This window comes from Streptococcus infantis, from assembly GCF_047463635.1.
In the GTDB taxonomy this organism is placed as follows: Bacteria; Bacillota; Bacilli; order Lactobacillales; family Streptococcaceae; genus Streptococcus; species Streptococcus infantis_W.
Genome location: NZ_JASHDL010000001.1, coordinates 131,741 through 151,697, shown reverse-complemented (window position 1 = coordinate 151,697; position 19,957 = coordinate 131,741). Strand labels below are relative to the sequence as shown.

16 protein-coding genes, 1 pseudogene and 1 riboswitch are annotated in these 19,957 nt (G+C 39.3%); of the genes and pseudogenes, 1 reads left to right on the top strand and 16 read right to left on the bottom strand.

The window, feature by feature from the left end:
- Nucleotides 1-173 precede the first annotated feature (173 nt).
- From pulA to QM867_RS00625, 7 genes and pseudogenes are all read right to left on the bottom strand, one after another.
- Nucleotides 174-2,456 carry a type I pullulanase gene (pulA, locus tag QM867_RS00655; protein ID WP_414314910.1) on the bottom strand — a complete coding sequence of 761 codons (2,283 nt, stop codon included), beginning with the start codon at nt 2,454-2,456 and terminating at the stop codon, nt 174-176.
- Nucleotides 2,457-2,487: 31 nt separating this feature from the next.
- On the bottom strand, nt 2,488-3,438 hold the full coding sequence (locus QM867_RS00650; RefSeq protein ID WP_414273592.1) for a diacylglycerol kinase family lipid kinase: 951 nt from the start codon (nt 3,436-3,438) through the stop codon (nt 2,488-2,490).
- Between the two features lie 3 nt (nt 3,439-3,441).
- Complete coding sequence (gene ligA, locus QM867_RS00645) at nt 3,442-5,400, bottom strand: NAD-dependent DNA ligase LigA (protein WP_414314909.1); 1,959 nt, start codon at nt 5,398-5,400, stop codon at nt 3,442-3,444.
- Between the two features lie 93 nt (nt 5,401-5,493).
- The gene (locus QM867_RS00640; protein WP_223141077.1) at nt 5,494-6,753 is read right to left on the bottom strand and encodes a nucleobase:cation symporter-2 family protein; all 1,260 of its coding nucleotides are present in this window, start codon (nt 6,751-6,753) and stop codon (nt 5,494-5,496) included.
- The gene (locus QM867_RS00635; protein WP_414314908.1) at nt 6,753-7,334 is read right to left on the bottom strand and encodes a xanthine phosphoribosyltransferase; all 582 of its coding nucleotides are present in this window, start codon (nt 7,332-7,334) and stop codon (nt 6,753-6,755) included. Before QM867_RS00635 ends, QM867_RS00640 begins: the two co-directional genes overlap by 1 nt.
- Before the next feature lie 76 nt (nt 7,335-7,410).
- Nucleotides 7,411-7,507: riboswitch (purine riboswitch) on the bottom strand.
- On the bottom strand, nt 7,500-8,483 hold the full coding sequence (gene guaC, locus QM867_RS00630) for a GMP reductase (protein ID WP_075231606.1): 984 nt from the start codon (nt 8,481-8,483) through the stop codon (nt 7,500-7,502). (Overlaps the previous riboswitch by 8 nt.)
- Nucleotides 8,484-8,653: 170 nt before the next feature.
- A pseudogene (locus QM867_RS00625) lies at nt 8,654-9,427 on the bottom strand (5-methylcytosine restriction system specificity protein McrC); the annotation flags it as partial.
- A gap of 184 nt (nt 9,428-9,611) precedes the next feature.
- Here QM867_RS00625 and QM867_RS00620 point away from each other — a divergent pair.
- Nucleotides 9,612-11,315 (top strand): thiol-activated cytolysin family protein, encoded by a 1,704-nt coding sequence (locus QM867_RS00620; protein ID WP_414314907.1) that lies wholly within the window; start codon nt 9,612-9,614, stop codon nt 11,313-11,315.
- Nucleotides 11,316-12,184: 869 nt separating this feature from the next.
- Here the strand turns inward: QM867_RS00620 and QM867_RS00615 are convergent.
- The 9 genes from QM867_RS00615 to QM867_RS00575 form a co-directional block, all read right to left on the bottom strand.
- A complete protein-coding gene (locus QM867_RS00615) occupies nt 12,185-12,964 on the bottom strand; it encodes an L-threonylcarbamoyladenylate synthase (RefSeq protein WP_000160505.1) in 780 nt (259 codons plus the stop codon).
- Nucleotides 12,965-12,989: 25 nt separating this feature from the next.
- Entirely contained in the window at nt 12,990-13,583 is a 594-nt protein-coding gene (gene leuD, locus QM867_RS00610; RefSeq protein ID WP_414314906.1) for a 3-isopropylmalate dehydratase small subunit, read from the bottom strand.
- A 9-nt stretch (nt 13,584-13,592) separates the two neighbouring features.
- Entirely contained in the window at nt 13,593-14,975 is a 1,383-nt protein-coding gene (gene leuC / locus QM867_RS00605) for a 3-isopropylmalate dehydratase large subunit (RefSeq protein ID WP_414314905.1), read from the bottom strand.
- 3 nt (nt 14,976-14,978) lie between these two features.
- Nucleotides 14,979-15,248: a DUF1294 domain-containing protein gene (locus QM867_RS00600; protein WP_414273584.1), complete on the bottom strand. Its 270-nt coding sequence runs from the start codon at nt 15,246-15,248 to the stop codon at nt 14,979-14,981.
- Entirely contained in the window at nt 15,245-16,282 is a 1,038-nt protein-coding gene (gene leuB, locus QM867_RS00595) for a 3-isopropylmalate dehydrogenase (RefSeq protein ID WP_414273583.1), read from the bottom strand. Before leuB ends, QM867_RS00600 begins: the two co-directional genes overlap by 4 nt.
- An 11-nt stretch (nt 16,283-16,293) precedes the next feature.
- Nucleotides 16,294-17,856 (bottom strand): 2-isopropylmalate synthase, encoded by a 1,563-nt coding sequence (locus QM867_RS00590; RefSeq protein WP_414314904.1) that lies wholly within the window; start codon nt 17,854-17,856, stop codon nt 16,294-16,296.
- 314 nt (nt 17,857-18,170) lie between these two features.
- On the bottom strand, nt 18,171-18,827 hold the full coding sequence (locus QM867_RS00585; RefSeq protein WP_414314903.1) for an MmcQ/YjbR family DNA-binding protein: 657 nt from the start codon (nt 18,825-18,827) through the stop codon (nt 18,171-18,173).
- 43 nt (nt 18,828-18,870) lie between these two features.
- Nucleotides 18,871-19,503 (bottom strand): copper homeostasis protein CutC, encoded by a 633-nt coding sequence (locus QM867_RS00580; RefSeq protein WP_153225729.1) that lies wholly within the window; start codon nt 19,501-19,503, stop codon nt 18,871-18,873.
- 93 nt (nt 19,504-19,596) lie between these two features.
- Nucleotides 19,597-19,956, bottom strand: a complete 360-nt coding sequence (locus QM867_RS00575) for a YbaN family protein (RefSeq protein ID WP_001223807.1) — start codon at nt 19,954-19,956, stop codon at nt 19,597-19,599.
- Nucleotide 19,957 lies beyond the last annotated feature (1 nt).

Genomic DNA, 19,957 nt, shown 5'->3' with positions numbered 1-19,957 from the left:
AAAACTGAACATTTTTAGATTTTGATAACATAATATTCGTAGATAACTCTTTTTATATAATTTTACCAAATTTTCTGAAATTTTCAACTATTTTTAGTAATTGTTCCATTTTTATTTTTATGTCTAGAAATATAAAAAAACTCAAGCATAAATCTTGAGTTTTAGGTTATTTTTTAGGATAAAACATTCATAACTGCCACACTGACGTCGTCAATAACATTTTCTTGGTTAGAACGGCTATTTGTAACTAGCATTTCAAGATTTCCTGCATTTTCATAGTAATATGAAGCTCCTTTGGCATTGAATACAACCAAGAAGTGCTCTTCGCCACCATGAATCTCGTAGACAATCCAACCACTATTTTCAATGGCTGTGTGAACAAAGACATGACGGTATACTTCTTCATAGGTAGGGTATGAAAAGGCACTAGTTTGTGTTTTAAGACGGATAATCTGACGGACAAACTCGATGCTATCTTGACGCTCATTGATCAAATCCCAGTTGACTTGGTTGACACTATCAGGAGCATTGTAACTGTTCATTGCTCGCTCACGATCTGCGTGAGTCAACTCTCCATTTTCGCCTGTAGCTACGAGTTTAGTACGGCCAAATTCTTGCCCCAGTTCCATGAAAGCCATCCCTTGCATGAGGAGGTTCATAGCCGTTGCTGTTTCTACTTTCTTCATGATACGTTTATCACTCTCCATCGGATGAAGGGTTTTAAGTAAATCATGTAAGTTGTAGTTATCGTGGGCTTCTACATAGTTCAAGACTTGGTTTGGACTAAGGTATGAACCAAGCTCTCGGCTTCCAAGGATAGCCTTTGCGACAATTGGCTCAGTACCTGCTCCACTGACGAAGCCAGATTTGATAGAGCCATAGACTTCACAACCTTTGACCGCATCACGTTGATTATCATTAAAGAATCCAATGTTTGGCAATTGGTAGGCATTGTCTTTCTTAGCCTTGTCATAAGGAGCAAGACCTGTTCCCATATCCCAACCTTCTCCATACAGGATGATTTTCGGATCGACTTCGTCCATAGCCCAACGAATCATTTGCATGGTTTTGACGTCATGAATTCCCATCAAATCAAAGCGGAAGCCGTCAATATTATATTCTTTTACCCAGTAGAGAAGAGAATCAATCATATATTTACGGAACATTTCATGCTCACTGGCAGTTTCGTTACCGACTCCTGTTCCATTTTGGTAGGTTCCATCATGGTTCATTCGATAATAATAATCGGGAACCGTTGTTTGGAATGGTGCATCAACGGTTGAGAAGGTATGATTGTAAACAACGTCCATAATAACGCCGATACCAGCATCGTGATAAGCTTGGACCATGGCTTTCAAATCACGGATAGCTTGACCTGGATCATTTGGATTTGTAGACATGCTAGTTTCTGGAGCATTGTAGTTTTGTGGATCATATCCCCAGTTATAAGTTACATTTCCATCAGCGTCGTATTCTTTATGACGGTCAGCAATTGGTTGCAACTGAACATAGTTGACACCAAGTTCTTTGATGTAATCAAACGCTGTCGATTGACCATATTGGTTAACTGTTCCAGTTTGCGCTGCACCTAAGAAGGTTCCTTTTAATTCTGGCGCAACACCAGAGGTTTCAGACTTAGTCAAATCACGGATATGCATTTCATACACAACTGCCTGGCAAGGATTTTCCAAACGCCAAGTTGCTTCTGTACCATGCTTAACCTCAAAACCTTCGACTTGACGATCTTGGTTTGAGACAATGGCTGAACGTTTTCCATCAGGACTTGTCGCTATTGTATATGGATCACGAGTTAATGACTGGTGATGAGGAAAGTCAATTTGGTAGTGGTAAGCACAACCTGCTAAGCTTTCTGGAACTGATAAACTCCAAACACCAATTGTATTATACTTGTGACTATAGGAGTAACTATTTCCACGCTCCATTTCAAAGGTTTTAAGGATAGGTGCGTCGTTACTTGCAGATTCATAGACTACTACTTGGACAGATGTAGCTGTTGGTGCCCATAGGCTAAATCTTGTTTCAATTTCAGAAACTTGACATCCCAACTCTCCTTGATAACCCCAGTGGTGGTCAAAACTAGCACTATTAATTGCCTTGTCGAAGGCAAAAGGATTTTGGTCCTTATAGTGGGGACTGGCAATAGCTGGATTTTCAGAGTAATAAACTGTATCGTCTCCATCCAAAATCCAAACCTCTGTCAAAAGTGGATAGTAATTGAAGCGAATAGGATATTCTTTGCTGACACCATCTTTTTCAACAGTAAAAGTCATGGTCTCAAGGGCTACTTCACTCGATTGAGTCAGTGAAAATTTAGCTCCAAAATATTCTTCTTCTTTGATAAGCTCTACTGAATCTAGAGGCTTTTTGCTGAAACTGCAAGCCTCGTAGGCTTCATCCCTGCGATGATAATGAATAAGTACAGGATAATTGTACATGGTTCTCCCTAATTTCTAAATTAATTTGATTTTATATGTGACTAATAATTTCTTGATCAAGTGCCTCACGATTCACAAAAAACTCAATGTGGTTATGACATACTTCCAAATCTACTGGTGTGTCGCCACCGTATTCTCCATCAAGATTAAGCATAAATGGCTCTTCCTGATCTAAAGTTTCAATTCGGAGTTTACTCGTTTTAAGATATTCAACATTGACATCTGACACGTGTTGGCCTCCGTTCATGGCCTGAACTAGCAAACTCAACATATCTAGTATTTTATCCGTCTTTACCAGAATAAGCGTGAAATTGCCATCATACAGTCTGGTATCAGGTGCAAATTGCTCAAATCCACCAATAGAATTGGTCAAGGCAACAAAGACAAGAGAAACTTCTCCTGTAAAAATTCCCCAATCATGGTAAATACGAACAGGACGGGCTTTGGATTTTGGAAACATCTCGAAGCCTTTAGCAACGTAGGCCAGATAACCCAAACGCGTCTTTAGTTCACTCGGAACACTAAAAGTTAACTCCGTAAGAGTTCCTGCCGCAGCAATATTGATGAAATACTTATCACCATAAGCACGACCAATATCAATTTGCTTGGTTTCATTTTTAGTAATGATTTTCGCTGCAGCAACTGGATCCCCCATAGGGATTTTCAATGCTCTTGCATAGTCATTGGTAGTTCCAGTAGGAATGATGGCGATCTTTGGACGATGTTCCAGAGGTGCAATTCCATTAACCACTTCATTGATAGTACCATCGCCACCAGCTACCAAAACCAAATCAAATCCAGCTTTTGCAGCTCTTTCTGCTTCTTTCTGGGCTGATAAGTGTTCAGGTTTGGTCTGAAAAGCACTTGTTTCATAGCCTATGCTCTCTAACACTTCTAGAACTTCTGCGATATTTTGCTTGATAATTTCCTGGCCTGAGGTCGGATTATAAATGAGGCGTGCGCGTTTTTTTTCTTCTTTCATAGCTTACAAACTCTCAAGCCAAGCTTCATCACGAATCTCTATTCCCAGTTCTTGTGCTTTTTGGAGCTTGCTTCCTGCATCTGCTCCTGCTACAACAAGGTCTGTTTTTTTCGACACACTACCAGTAACCTTGGCTCCTAGACTTTCTAATTTATTTTTAGCTTCTGAGCGATTAAGACGCTCTAGCTTTCCTGTCAATACGACAGTTAGACCAGACAAGGCTGCATTTGCTACAACTGTCTGTCCTTTGAAGTCTAGATTAACACCTGATTCTTTCAATTCCCTTAAAAGGATTTCAGAACCCTCTGTAGCAAAATAGGTCTGTAGGCTTTGAGCAATGACACTACCCAAACTTTCAATATTTGCAATTTCTTCAGGATTGGCTTGTGCTAGCGATTCGATTGAGTGGAAGTTTTGTAAAAGCAACTGACTTGCCTTACTTCCTACATGACGAATCCCCAAACCAAACAAGAGTTTTTCAGCAGAATTTTCTTTGGATGCTTGAATAGCCTGGTGGAGCTTTTGAGCAGATTTTTCCTTGATACCATCTAGCAAAAGCAAATCTTCCACAGTCAAGCGATAAATATCTGCAATATCCTTAACCAAATCGGCAGCAAATAATTTCTCCACGATTGATGGGCCAAGGCCAGAGATATTCATAGCATCACGCGATGCGAAATGCGTCAAACCTTCCTTGATTTGAGCAGGGCATCGTGGATTGATACAACGAAGAGCCACCTCATCTTCAAAGTGTAACAACTTGCTCTCACAACTTGGACAGTTTGTTGGAATATCTAGTTTTTCCTCCGACACACGTTTAGACTCCACCACTCGTAGAACGGCTGGTATGATATCTCCCGCCTTGTAGACAATGACAGTATCATCCTTGCGGATATCCTTTTCAGCGATATAGTCTACATTATGAAGCGTTGCACGACTAACTGTTGTACCTGCCAATTGCACCGGAGTAAGATTAGCAGTCGGAGTTACGACACCAGTTCTTCCTACTGTCCAGTCAACAGAAAGCAGTTTCGCTTCTTTTTCTTCTGCTGGGAATTTATATGCTACTGCCCATTTAGGTGCTTTGACTGTAAATCCTAGTTGCTCTTGACCAGCTAGGTCGTTGACCTTAATCACGACACCGTCTATATCATATGGCAATTGATCTCTTTCTTGACCTACTTCTTGGATAAACGCCCAAACCTCGTCCATACTATGAGCTAATAGACGTCTTTGATTAACTACAAAGCCTAATTGTTCTAAATGTTTTAAAACCTTCTCTTGACTATTCCGAGTTGAAGGACTAGCTTCCTGATAAAGGAAGGTTGCAAGATTACGTTTGGCTACTACTGCTGTATCTAACTGACGAAGTGTTCCTGCAGCAGCATTTCTTGGATTGGCAAATTCTGGCTCCCCGTTTTCTTGACGAGATTGATTGACCTGGTCAAAAGAAGCTCTCGGCATATAACATTCACCACGAACTGTTATATCTATTTTTTCAGATAATGATAAAGGAATGTCTTTCACTCGTTTAAGATTTTCAGTGATGTTTTCACCAATGGAGCCATCACCTCGAGTTGCTCCAGCAACAAAAATTCCCTGCTCATAAGTCAAGGAAATCGATAAACCATCAATCTTCAACTCACAAATATAAGTGACATCATCCAATTCTTTACGAACACGCGCATCAAAGGCATCCAGTTCTTCACGTGAAAAAGCATCCTGCAAACTATAGAGAGGATACTGATGACTATATTTCTCAAACCCATCAAGAATCTTTCCACCAACACGATGTGTCGGACTTTCTGGTAAAACTTGGTCAGGATGAGCTTTTTCTAACTCTACCAATTCACGATAAAGACGGTCATACTCACTATCAGATACAGATGGATTATCACTTGTATAATACTCTGTCGCATAGCGATTGAGCAGTTCAACGAGCTCTTTCATTCTTTCATTCATAGAACCATTTTACCATAAAAAGGACTCTATAAACAATACTCAAGCTCTAAAAAAGAAAATGAGAAGGATATTTCTATCGCTTCTCATTTATTTTTATTTTTTACGATTCAAAATAGCATTCAAGACAATGGCTACTGTACTTGCAATAACAATACCATTTGAAAAGAACATTTGTAATTCAGTCGGTAAAGTATTGAAGAGATTGCTTCCGTTCAATCCCACCCCAGCAGAAATAGAAACTGCTGCAATGAGGAAGTTGTGTTCATTGTGCTCAAAGTCTACACGCGCCAAGATTTGCATCCCTTGTAGAGAAACAAAACCGAACATGACCAGCATTGCTCCACCAAGAACAGGGCTAGGAATAATCTGAGCCAAGGCACCAAACTTAGGCAAGAGACCAAGTAAGATGAGGAAACCAGCTGCGTAGTAGATTGGCAAACGAGTACGAATACCTGAAAGTTTCACCAAACCAACGTTTTGTGAAAATCCTGTATATGGGAAGGTGTTGAAAAGTCCACCAAGCAGAACAGCGAGACCTTCTGCACGATAACCATTGCGAAGACGAGTGCTATCGATTGGATCTTTAGTAATATCAGAAAGGGCAAGATAAACACCAGTTGATTCTACCATAGATACAGTAGCGATAATACACATCATGACAATAGAAGAAATCTCAAATTGTGGAGCACCGAAGTAGAATGGAGTTGGGATATGAACGAGTGGAGCTTCTGCTACTGGAGAGAAGTCAACCAAGCCCATAGTTGCAGCGATAATCGTACCTGCAATCAAACCGATCAAAATGGAAATAGATTTGATAAATCCTTTTGTAAGAATATTTACCAAAAGAATAATGAGAACAGTAATCATTGCCAAAGCTAAACTTTGTCCAGTAGGTTTTTCAACATTATTTCCCATATTTCCGATAGCAACTGGAATCAAGGTCAATCCGATTGTTGTAATGACAGAACCCGTTACGATTGAAGGGAACAGATTGGCAACTTTAGAGAAGATACCTGAAATCAGGATAACATAAATCCCTGAAGCAATCAAAGCTCCAAACATAGCACCACTACCATGACTCTGACCGATCATGATAAGAGGAGCAACAGACTGGAAGGCTACCCCAAGAACAATAGGCAAACCGACACCAAAATGTTTATTGAGTTGCAATTGTAAAAGAGTTGCAACCCCACACATAAAGATATCTGTTGAAATAAGGTAGGTCAACTGTTGAGCTGAATACCCTAAAGCACTTGCAATCATGATTGGTACCAGAATTGAACCTGAGTACATGGCTAGCAAGTGTTGCAAACCAAGAACGGCTGCCTGTGAGTGGTTTTCCTGTTGCTTCATTAGATATCTGCCTCCTTGAAGATAACTTTTCCATTTTCAAAACGCTCTAATCGCGCAAGTGATACTACTTGATGACCTGATTTTTCTAACAGTTCACGACCATCTTGGAAAGATTTTTCAATCACAATCCCGACGGCCTCGACTGTAGCACCAGCCTGTTCGATAATCTGAATCAAACCTTTAGCTGCTTGGCCATTAGCCAAGAAATCATCAATAATTAATACTTTATCTCCTGGAGATAAGAACTTCCCTGCAATGGATACGGTACTAGTAACTTGTTTAGTGAAAGAATAAACCTCAGCAGTCAAAATTCCTTCATTCATCGTGATATTTTTTGCCTTCTTAGCAAAAATCATGGGAACATCTAACTGTTCAGCCACATAAAGGGCTGGGGCAATCCCTGACGCTTCAATGGTCACGACTTTGGTAATACCAGCATTTTTAAAATGTTCTGCAAAAGTGCGACCAATTTCTCGCATCAAGGAAGAATCAACTTGGTGGGTCAAGAAAGAATCCACCTTAAGAATATTCTCACCAAGAACGTTTCCGTCCTTTAAAATTCGTTCTTCTAATAATTTCACAATAACCTCCGAAATAAAAAGAGACTTACCAAGTAAGCCTCTGGAAAACAAAGAAATAGATTCAACACCTATTCTTATATCTCTGCAGCTTACTCATTGTTAGGTATTTACGGTACCTTGTAGAAACGCCACGCCAATTCGCGGCATAAATAAGTAATCATATTTTTAGTGAGCATCTCCATTCCAGATAGAGTTCTTCACAATCACATAATCCACATGTCTAAGATCAGCTACCTTTCGACCTCCAGCATAAGAAATCGAACTTTGCAAATCCTGTTCCATCTCAGTCAAGGTATCTTGCAAATGTCCTTTAGCAGGAAGAAGGATTTTTTTACCTTCGACATTCTTATAAGCACCTTTTTGGTATTCTGAAGCCGAACCGTAGTATTCTTTGAATTGTTTACCATCAACTTCAACTGTTTTACCAGGACTTTCGATATGGCCTGCAAATAGTGAACCAATCATAACCATACTTGCACCAAAGCGGATTGACTTGGCAATATCTCCGTGTGTACGGATACCACCATCGGCAATTATCGGTTTACGCGCAGCCTTCGCACACCAACGTAGCGCCGCCAGCTGCCAACCACCTGTACCAAAACCAGTTTTTACCTTAGTGATACAAACCTTACCTGGACCGATTCCAACCTTAGTCGCATCCGCACCAGCATTTTCAAGTTCACGCACAGCTTCTGGAGTTCCAACGTTACCAGCGATAACAAAAGTATCTGGCAATTCTTTCTTGATGTGCTGAATCATAGAAATCACGCTGTCAGCATGACCATGAGCAATATCAATAGTGATGTACTCTGGTGCATCAGCCTTTAATTGACTAACAAAGTCATATTCGTAATCTTTAACACCAACAGAGATAGAAGCAATCAAACCTTTCTCATGCATGCGTTTCACAAAGGGAATACGCCCAGCTTCATCAAAACGGTGCATGATGTAGAAATAGCCACCCTTAGCAAGTTGTTCAGCAACATTTTCATCTAGGATTGTCTGCATATTGGAAGGCACAACTGGCAACTTAAAGGTATGTTTCCCTAAAGTTACCTGTGTATCAGCCTCTGCTCGACTTTGAAGGACACACTTATTTGGGATTAGCTGAATATCTTCATAGTCAAAGATTGGAAATTCGTTTAACATATTTCTCTCATTTCTCTTGTTTAGACCTTCCTAAAGTTAGGAATAGCCTCGTCTTTTCCAGACAATTACTCTAACAAGTTTACAATATTGTCCGTTTTTTGTCAATTGTAATGACCGAAAACAAATAATGTTCGTGTTTTTTGTTTCCAATCAAGGATATAACTAGACATCTACCCTGTATTTGTCTTACCTTTCAAATCTTTACCAAGATTTTCGATAAAGACTTTTTCAAAGGATTCAAGCCTCTTGACAAAATCTTGATAACTTTCGGCTTGTCCAGGTATTTGGATAGACCATTTCTTCAACAGGGCTCCATAGCCTGCTAACTTGCCTATCTCATTATCAACTACCTTTTCCTTGCTTGGAAAAACAAGCCCAGCCTGATCAGCTTTTAAAATATAAGAATAAGAAATCAGCTGGAACAAGTCCTCACGTTTAATTCCTTTTTCAGTAAATTCTAGTTTTTTATATTTAGCATCTAAAACTGTTCTTAGTTCTCTATTATAAAAATCTGGGAAAACTTTTCGTTTACGATCAGAAAATACCGAAACACCGTCCGTCTTATCCTTATTTCATGGATGGATGAAATCTTTTGGCAACAAGGTATAAACATACTCTTCCCAAAGCCAGGCAACATCAAAAAGAATACCATGGATTTTTTGCTCTTGGTATCCTAAACCATGCTTTTCTCTATTTAGAATCATCAGGCAAAGTTCTTGCAATTTTCTATACTCTCGAAAATATGCATGACGAAGAGGTTTGGTTTGATTTAGTCGGATAATCTTAGCACGATCAGCTAGTTTATAAGATGGGGTTACACGAATTATTTCTGTCATATTCTCGCGATTGCTGTCAATAATACCGCTTCCTAAATGTTTCTGATTATTTATGTACTCAATCGTATGACGAATCAGCTGCATAAGAGGATTATCATAAGTGAACTCTCAAGTAAAGAAAAATTACACTAAAAAGCTAAAATCTTCGAAATAAAATTAAACATATATAAAGATATGTCTAATTTTCACAGAAAACGATTGCATAAGATTTTTATTTCTGCTAGAATATCTTTATCCCTAGAAAGCGCATTCAAGAGATGATAAAATGAAATAATAAACCTAGGAGCTTTATATGATTCAAAATAATCTTGACAAAGGTTTTCGTTATTCTATCCGAAAACGTAGCATTGGTGTCTGTGGTGTAGTTATTGCAACTTTTTTATTAAGTACAGCTTCGATTATTCAAAATAATACTGTAAAAGCTACTGAAACCCCAATTTCAAGTAGTTCTAATCCCAAAACAGAACCTACAGTAAACGAACAAGAAAATACTCCAAACCTCAATTCAAAACCTGAAGAAAAAGACGCCACTACTGTAACTGAAGCGCCAAAAGCAGATGTTATGGAAAACCTCATGAGATCTACTAATCAGGCAGATAAGGACTTGAATAAATATCTTTTCGGATTAAACTACAATAAAATTGATATTTTAACTCGTAGAGGTGAAGCAATCGAAAATTATTCAAATACATCTTCAAAACAACAAGGGAATGAGTTTGTTGTAATTGAAAAAGTGAAAAAGAGTATTTCTAATAATTCAGCTGATGTTTCAATTAACGGTAATAGCGACATCTTCTTAGGCGCTTTGTTCCGAGCAGATCAAGGGTTATTAGAAAATAAACCTCAACTTGTTAGTATTGATAGAAAACAGGGTAGAATCAGCGTGGACCTTCCAGGAATGGCTGGATCAGATAGCTATACTGATGCAAACACAACAGTCAGTGGTATGCAGGAAGGAATTAACACTCTGGTAAATAGATGGAATGCAAATTATGCATCAAGTAATCCTGCACCTGCTCGTATGCAATACGATTCTACTTCAGCATATAGTATGAATCAACTAAAAGCAAAATTTGGTAGCAACTTTGAAAAAATTGGGGTTGATTTAAAAATTGACTTTGAAGCTGCACAAAAAGGTGAAAAACAAATTGAAGTTGTCGACTTTAAACAAATTTACTTTACCGCTAACTTTGATGCACCAAAAAATCCTGGAGATGTCTTTGGTGATAATGTAACAGTCAACGATTTACAAGATCGTGGCTTGGATGAACAAACACCTCCTGTTTATGTTTCTAGTATGTCTTATGGCCGTCAAATGTATGTTAAATTTGAAACAACAAGTACAAGTACAGAACTTAAAGCAGCTATAAATGCTGTCATTAAAGGTGTGCCTATTAACCCTGAATCTGAATGGGCTCGTGTTTTGAAAAATACTTCTGTAACAGCTGTTATTGTTGGCGGCAACGCTGATGGCGCTGCTCGAGTAGTTACTGGAACACCTGAAGATCTCAAGAAATTAATTCAAGAAGGAGCTAATTTTAGTACACAAAATCCTGCAGTCCCTATTTCTTATAAAACTGCCTTTTTAAGAGATAATCAAGTTGCAACAATCCAAAACAGTACTGATTATATTGAAACTAAAATTACCTCTTACAAGAATGGCTATCTCAATTTGCAACATAAGGGTGGGTATGTCGCTCGTTACTACGTTTACTGGGACGAAGTCACATATGACGAAAATGGAATTGAAAGCATCCGCTCTCGTGAATGGGAAGATAATGGAAAAAATAGAACTGCTGGTTTCCAAACTGAACTACAATTTAGAGGAAATGTTCGCAATCTTCGCGTAAAAATTCAAGAAAAAACAGGTCTTGCTTGGGAACCTTGGAGAACAGTTTATAATCGTACAGAATTGCCTTTAGTTCAAAAACGCACTATTATCAATTCAGGAACCACACTAAGACCAAAATATAGTGAACAAGTTGAAAATAACTAATAAAATCGTTAAAATGTAGAGTATCATTATTCATCAAATATCATTTTTGAACCTTTCTGAATTTAAGATAACTCTATTCGATAACTTATACAATAAAAGGAAAACATCTTTTCATGAGATGCTTTCCTTTTTGTTTTTTTGAGGTTCTTAATCCAATTAACTCAACTTATCTCAATTCAATACTCATTTAAAATCAAAAAGAGGAGAAATGTTACTGTATAAACAAACATATTAAAGTTATAGTAGATTGAAATAGGGTATGAACAAATCAATTAGCAAAGTTAAACTAATTTCTAGAAATATTTCTAGCAATCAGAGTGTACTGTTCTAGATTCAGTCTATTATATTGTTAGAAACTCATTACTTGCTTTCCCTGAATAGAGTATGGTTCATTGATTAGCTGGTAAATTTCAAAGTTTATACTTGTATTACGATATTTCTTAAGCCACCTATCAACAAAAAATGAACTTTGATTTTAATTGTGTATGAATACTTTTAAAAATTCTGTTTTTATCGATTCAGAAGTTCTCTGTTATTTTTAGTTACGATTGATAAAAGAAATAAATTTAAAAACTTTATCGTCTTAGTCAGTTTAACCAAAGTCATTCTCTAAAATTGAGACTTAAACTAAAACGTCTTTCTTACTAACTTATTCAGTAATTTAAAGATGTCACACTCTTATTACAATAATGACTAATACTCAATGAAAATCAAAGAGCAAACTAGGAAGCTAGCCGCAGGCTGCTCAAAGCACTGCTTTGAGGTTGTAGATAAGACTGACGAAGTCAGTTACATATATCTACGGTAAGGCGACACTGACGTGGTTTGAAGAGATTTTCGAAGAGTATAAACCTCACTTCTTCTACATCCTAATAATACTCTCCCTGACGGTAGTCCCATGAGTTAAAGGTGTCTGACAGGTGCATCATGATTTTATCAATATCAAGACCTTTGCGGATTACAACTGGAGCTGGTGAGGTTGAACGTGCTCCTCCTTGTTCTGGGATGAGTTTACCGTCTTTATCAACCATAGAGACCATCACACCTTGCTCGTAGCGAGTTTCAATCGTTTTGTCAGGCTGGATTGATGCCACATAGTCGTCTGCCTCGATAACAAGGTCAACTGCTCCTTCGATGCGTTCTCCGATACCTTCTACCTTACCACGGTTTCCTTTTCCAGATGGGTTTGCAGATGAGGCATAGACCATCTTGCCTTCTTCCCAAAGTTTGGCAGCCAATTGTTCACCAGCTTTCCCAAACTTGATAACGAAACAGCTAGTACCACGGACGTCAGTCATGAGTTCTTCACGGCCATCACCGTATGCTTTGAGTTTTTCAAAGGCTTCTGGTTTCCAAGGAAGGATACAACCAAGAAGAATGTCTTCATCCCAATGTTTTTGATAGAAGGCTTCGATTTCAGGATTTAGCTGCGCTAAAGCGCGAAGCTCGTCCATGCTACCGCAGAGAACAACACCTGGTTTGTTACGGTTGCGTTCCTTGGCTTCAAACTTGCGTTCAAGACCTGCCTTATCGCTAGTCATGATGATGTAACCAACTTTTGTAGGGCAAACGATACATCCGCCCTCACCTTTTAAAATGTCATAACCTTCTTGTGAAAGTGTTCCGTTCCATTGAATGTGTTTTGTCATAGTTCTATTTCCTTTTCTATTTTTTCTAATCCTGCCAGTAGGCTGGGCGTTGTTTTTCATATGCAGCAATCAAGTCTTCATACTGCAAGGTAATACCGATATCATCCAAACCATTTAAGAGCTTGTGTTTCCATTCACTATCGATTTCAAAGAAGAATTCTCCAATAGGTGAGATGATTTTTTGTTGTTCCAAGTCAACCGTCACTTGGTCAGTTGGTTGGAGCTGGGCGAGTTTTTCTCTAACTTCCCTAGGTTGAACAATGGGTAACATACCATTATTGAGTTCATTATTGTAATGAATGTCCCCAAAAGATCCTGCAATCACGACCTTAAAACCATAGTCAGCTAGTGCCCAAGCTGCGTGTTCCCTCGAAGAACCTGCCCCAAAGTTATCCCCTGAGATAAGGATACTGGCTTTACGATATTCAGGTCGGTTAAAGACAAAATCTGGATCCTCAGTATACTTGTCATCTAGATAACGCCAAGCATACATGAGATACTTACCAAAGCCTTTCTTATCAATCAACTTGAGAAACTGCTTGGGTAGGATTTGGTCGGTGTCGATGTTATCATTCATGAGAGGAACGATCGTTCCTGTATAAACTGTAAATTTCTCCATATCCTCTCCTTACTGGGCTTCTGGCATTTCCCGAACATCTACGAAACGCCCTGCAATAGCTGCCGCAGCTGCCATAGCTGGACTACAGAGATGAGTCTTAGCACCAAAGCCTTGTCTATCTTCAAAGTTGCGGTTGCTTGTTGAGGCGCAGTGGACACCATCAGGAACCTTGTCCGGATTCATTCCTAGGCACATAGAACAACCTGGGTCTCTCCACTCAAAGCCAGCATCTAGAAATATCTTGTCCAAGCCCAACTTCTCAGCAGCTCGTTTCACAGGACGAGAGCCTGGGACTACGATAGCCGTTAAGTTGGGTGCTATTCTCTTCCCTTTAACAAATCGCGCAGCCAGTTGCAAGTCGCTGAGACGAGCATTTGTACAAGAGCCGATAAAGATATATCCTAGTTCAATATCTGCTGGTTTCTGACCTGGTTGTAAATCCATGTAATGATAAGCACGTTCATCGTTCATATCCTTTATTTCTGGGAAGCTACTATCAAAATCAACACCCATAGCTGGATTGGTTCCCCAAGTCACCATAGGTGCTAATTCAGAAACATCCATACGAATCACCTTGTCATAAACAGCATCGTCGTCGCTAACAATCCTTTTCCAATCAGCAACTGCTGCGTCAAAATCTTTGGGAACACACTCTCGTCCCTCAAGATAGTCATAGGTTGTCTGATCTGGATTCATGATTCCCATCTTGGATCCAAACTCGATGGACATATTGCAGATGGTCATTCGCTCTTCCATGCTCAGTGCATCAATAGCCTGTCCACGATATTCCACCACATAGCCAACACCACAGGCAACGCCGTACTTGGCAATCAAGGCTAAAATGAAGTCCTTGGAATAAACTCCTTTTTGAGGAACACCAGTGAATTCTACCAGCATTTTCTTGGGTTTGACCTGCCAGAGGGTTTGAGTAGCAAATACGTGCTCGACCTCACTGGTCCCAATTCCAAAGGCAATCGCTCCAAAAGCTCCATGGGTTGCTGTATGGCTATCACCACAGACGATGAATTTTCCTGGTTGTGTTCGTCCTGTTTCTGGACCAACCATGTGAACGATGCCTTGTTTTTCAGAACCATGGGCCGCATGTTCAATCCCGAATTCCTCAACATTTTCTGCTAACTTATCAATTTGAGCCTTGGATATTACATCTCGAATATCGTAGATATTAACTGTCGGTACATTGTGGTCAAAGGTCCCAAATGTCAAGTCTGGTCGTCTCAATCTGCGTCCTGTGTCTCGTAAACCTTGAAATGCCTGAGGACTGGTCACTTCGTGGATATAGTGTTGATCCACATACATGAGTTGTGGTTGTCCCTCTTCTCCTGTGATCACATGGAGGTCCCATAATTTATCAAAAATCGATTTTCCTGCCATTCATTACCTCCATACAAAATATAAAGCTACTAGTGTAGTCATTATCCCTAGGAACCAAACTGTTTTAAAATACCATTTTCTAGTCTTGTGATGAAAAGTGAGTCCTGCCAACCAGGCACCAAAACCACCACAAAAAAATGCAAATGATAGTAAATATTTTTCAGGTATTCGCCAAGCACCTCTTTGGGCTTTAAATTTGTCAATACCATAGATGGTAAAAATCAAAAGGTTCCAAATCAAGAGAGCAAAAGTAATTCCTTCGTTTAGTTTCATAGTCTTGCGATAATGGCTTCTGTCATTTCCTTAGTCGAAGCCTGTCCTCCTATATCTCTTGTTAAAATACCAGCCGCTAAACTAGCTTCAACAGCACGTTCAATACGCTGCGCATCCTCAAAACGTCCAAAGCTGTCTCTCAGCATCATGGCAACTGATAAAATCATGGAAATAGGATTGGCAATACCTTGTCCAGCAATATCAGGTGCTGAACCGTGAATCGGTTCATAGAGACTCGGACCATCTTCAGAGTGGCTGGCTGATGGCATAACCCCGAGTGTACCAGATAGAACGCTTGATTCATCAGATAAGATATCTCCGAAAAGATTCTCTGTCACGATAACATCAAACTTGGCTGGATTTGTAATCATGAGCATGGCAGCTGAGTCGACTAGCTGGTGTTCCAAAGTTACATCCGAAAAATCTTTTGCGACTTCATCAGCAACTCTCCGCCAGAGTTTTGATGTTGCCAAAACATTTTGCTTATCGATACTGGTAAGGATTTTTCTCCGACTTCTTGCCATTTCAAAAGCCTTACGTATAATCCTCTCTACTTCTTCATAGCTGTATTCATTGATATCACGTGCCGATTTCTCTTCAAGGATATGATCTCCAAAGTAAATCCCACCTGTCAACTCACGTACTACTACAAAGTCAACACCAGTTATTCGTTCTGGCTTAAGAGGTGACAAATGCTTGAGACTGTCAAAGATTTTTACCGGACGAATATTGGCATAGAGATTGAGTTCCTTACGGAGAGCCAGCAAGCCTTGTTCAGGGCGAACCGCTGCTCCATCATACTGAGGACTACCGATAGCTGCTAGTAGGATAGCATCTGCTTTCCTACTTGCCTTGAGGGTTTCATCAGGTAAAGGATGCCCTGCAGCATCAATACCTGCACCTCCGAAAGGTCGTCTGTCAATCTCATAGTCAAAACCTGTTTTTTCAGATATAGATGCTAGAACTTCTAAACCAGCTTCCATGATTTCAGGTCCGATACCATCACCTGCTAGGGCAACTATTTTTCTTGTCATAGCTTTCTCCTTTACACGCTAGGCATATCGCGATAGGAAACTGTTGTTCCCATTTCACCAGCATTCTCTTTTTGAACAAAGGTATTGGCATTAATGTAGGCAATAGCCGAAGCCTTCAACACATCGAAATCAAGTCCAGCTGCGTTAAAGATAGTCTCTGTATCTCTGTTTTCAACAGTTACCAATACACGTGCCTGGGCATCAATACCATCAGTTACCGCATCAATCGTATAGGATACCAAGCGAACAGATTGATTAAAGAATTTATCAATAGCATTGAAAATAGCTTCAACTGAACCTTGACCTGTTGCATTAAATTCAACTTTCTCACCATCAAAATTAGCTAATCTAACTGTCGCTTCAAGGTCATTTTCAGAATGGGTTTGAAGTTGCAAGTCATCAAAGTGGAAGCCTTCTGGATTTTCAACCATGGTGCCAGCTACCAGAGCTCGAATATCAGCATCTGTGATTTCTTGCTTCTTATCTGCCAAGGCCTTGAACTTAGTAAAGAGTGGCTTGATATCTTCGTCTGTAAAGTCTAGAGCCAAATCTCTTAGTTTCTCAACAAAAGCATGGCGACCAGACAATTTACCGAGTGGAAGACTATTACTCTTGGCACCAACCAATTCAGGTGTAATGATTTCATAAGTGAGAGGATTTTTAAGAACACCATCTTGGTGAATACCTGATTCGTGAGAGAAGGCATTTCCTCCAACAACCGCCTTATTTTTTGGAACTGGAATTCCTGAGAAGCGAGAGACCATTTCGGACGTATTAATCGTTTCATTTAGGACAATACTTGTCTCTGCTTGATAATAATCTTGTCGAATATTGAGGGCTACCGCTATTTCTTCTAAAGCAGCATTCCCAGCTCGTTCTCCAATACCATTAATGGTTCCTTCAACACGCCCTGCACCATTCTTAACAGCTGCAAGGCTATTTGCAACCGCCATTCCAAGGTCATCGTGACAGTGAGGAGAATAGATAATCTGACGGTCAGTTTTAACATTATCAATCAGATACTTGAAGATATTCCCATATTCCTCTGGTGTGGTAAAACCAACCGTGTCAGGAATATTGATATAAGTCGCACCTGCGTCTACCGCTGTTTGAACGACTTGTAAGAGGAAATCCAGCTCAGTTCTAGTCGCATCTTCAGGAGAGAATTCTACCACTTCAAATTTACTACGTGCATAGGAAACATGCTCTTTAATAGCTTCCAATATTTCCTCTTTGCTTTTATTCAACTTAAATTCACGATGAATAGGACTAGTAGCGATAAAAACATGGATTTGTGGATACTTAGCTTCTTTCAGTGCTTCATAACAAGCGTCAATGTCTGATTTAACAGAGCGAGCTAAACCAGTCACCGCTGTTTTCTTCAAGACTTTTGCGATTTCCTGAACTGCAGTAAGTGAGTCTGGACTAGCTGCTGGAAAACCAGCTTCAATTGCCGAAATTCCCCATTTTTCCAGTTGTCTTGCAATGGCAATCTTTTCCTTGATCGAAAAATTAACACCTGGTGTCTGCTCACCATCTCGAAGGCTAGTATCTAGAAATTCAACTGTTCTCATAAGATTTCCCCTTTTCTAAATTCGGTTTTAAAAAAACATCTCGCTCGGAGTTCCAAGCGAGATGTTGATTTACTCCCGCTTGGTAAGCCAAACAGGACTAATGCTTTTGCACTAGCCCGAGTATCTCAACAACAAAGCAAATTGATTAAACTTAGCTGTTTTCATGTTTGACTTTCTCCTTCGTTTGATATCTTGCTTAGTATTTTAGCATAGGAAAAAACACATGTCAAGAAAAAATCCAATATTTTCTGAAAATTTCTTCAGTAAAGAATATTTTGCTAATTGAAAGTATTTGAAAAATCAAGCAAAACTAGTTACTTTTTCAAGGTCAAGTTCCAACTTTTTTCGATCAATTCAAGCACCTTTTCGTCAGTTAGAGTGTCATCGAGTGGAAGACTAATCCAGTAGCGCTTGTTCATATGAAAGGCTGGATAAATCCCTTTTTTTACCAACAAATCAGATACTTGATCCTGTTTGAGATTAACTGCTTCAACTAATCCTTCTCTGCCCTTTTCAAGCTTATCCCAAGAAATCTTCATAAGAACCGCATACCACTTCTGATTATCTTCATGACGTAAAACTGCCGTATCAGGTGATTTTTCCCATAAGTATTCTAATTGGTTTTCATACTTTTCTTGAACAACTGCCATAATTCTCTTAGTCTGTGGACAGAGAAATCCCTGCACGTCAAAACAGGCCTTTCGGATTTCATAAAGAACTTCTAAACAAGCCTCTCGAACAGTTCCAACAAAAGTACCTCTCATACTTTCCATGTGAACTTGAGGATAAAGATCACCAGTTTCCTTGTCAAAAACTTGAAAAGATAAGTCTCCGTCCACAACTATAACTCTCATGAGAAAATCTCCGTGCAAGATAGTCGAACTATGGTTCCATACGCCTTGATTTTCTACAAATCCATACTCTTTAGCCTTTTTACTATTAAACTGATAAGCTTTAAAAATTTCAAACATAAGCGAAAACTGCTACCAAAAGCTAGCAGTTCCTTTCTATTTATTAAAAGACGACCTTAGTTCCATGTAATTGTGTCACACCCAGTTGGTCAATAAAGGTTTGACGGTTGTCCATGTCAATCCCTCCACCAGGTAAAATTTCAATTTTTCCTGCAGCGTGTTCTAGAATTCTATGATAGTGAGCAAAACGTTTCTCTAACGAGTCGCCAGATACACCAGCACGAGTCAGAATGCGTGTCACTCCAGCTTGGCTAAGCCAATCAATAGCTTCCAACTGATCTTGGTCGCTCAATTCATCAAAAGCCATATGGAAAACAATTTCCATACCTTTAGATGCAGCAATCAATTTTTCAAGATTGGCCTTGTCCAACTTCTTATCAGCAGTCAATGCACCAAAGACAACGCCTTGGCTCCCTGCTTGAGCAGTTAGACGAATATCCTCGAGCATAATAGCAATCTCGAGGTCATTGTAGACAAAATCACCACCACGTGGTCGAATCATAGTCATAATGGTCGTATCGTAGTCGGCAGCCAGTTCCACAGCTGCCTTGGTCACTCCGTAGCTTGGAGTTGTTCCACCAACTGCTAGATTATCACAGAGCTCGATGCGGCGAGCTCCTGCCTGCATAGCTTTTTCAAGCAAAGTTACATTTTCAGCACAAAATTCGTAAATCATTTGATTCTCCTTGAAGATTAGTTTAAATTTATTATATCATATTATTCCGAATATGTTTTTGTTTTTATCAAGGAAATTCGTTACTTATTAAAGTTATTCTTTATCAGGAATCACCTTAAAAAGATAGTAGGTAATAAAGATGGTTAAACATCCCAGACCGATTTTGACTGGTAAAAGAGGAGCAAAATAAATGGAAATTCCCATCAGGATATAAATCGATACAATAATTTTTTTCTTGCGTTCACGCGCAATGGACTTGGTTTCTCTAAAGTCCGCAACATAGGTTTGATAAAGCTTGGTATGATAGAGCCAATCTTCAAACCGCTTGGAACTTCTCGAAAAACAAGCAATAGACAACAAAAGAAAAGGAGTCGTAGGCAACAAGGGCAAGACAACTCCAACAATAGCCAAAGCTAATGACAGAAATCCAATAATCAGATAAACAATACGCATA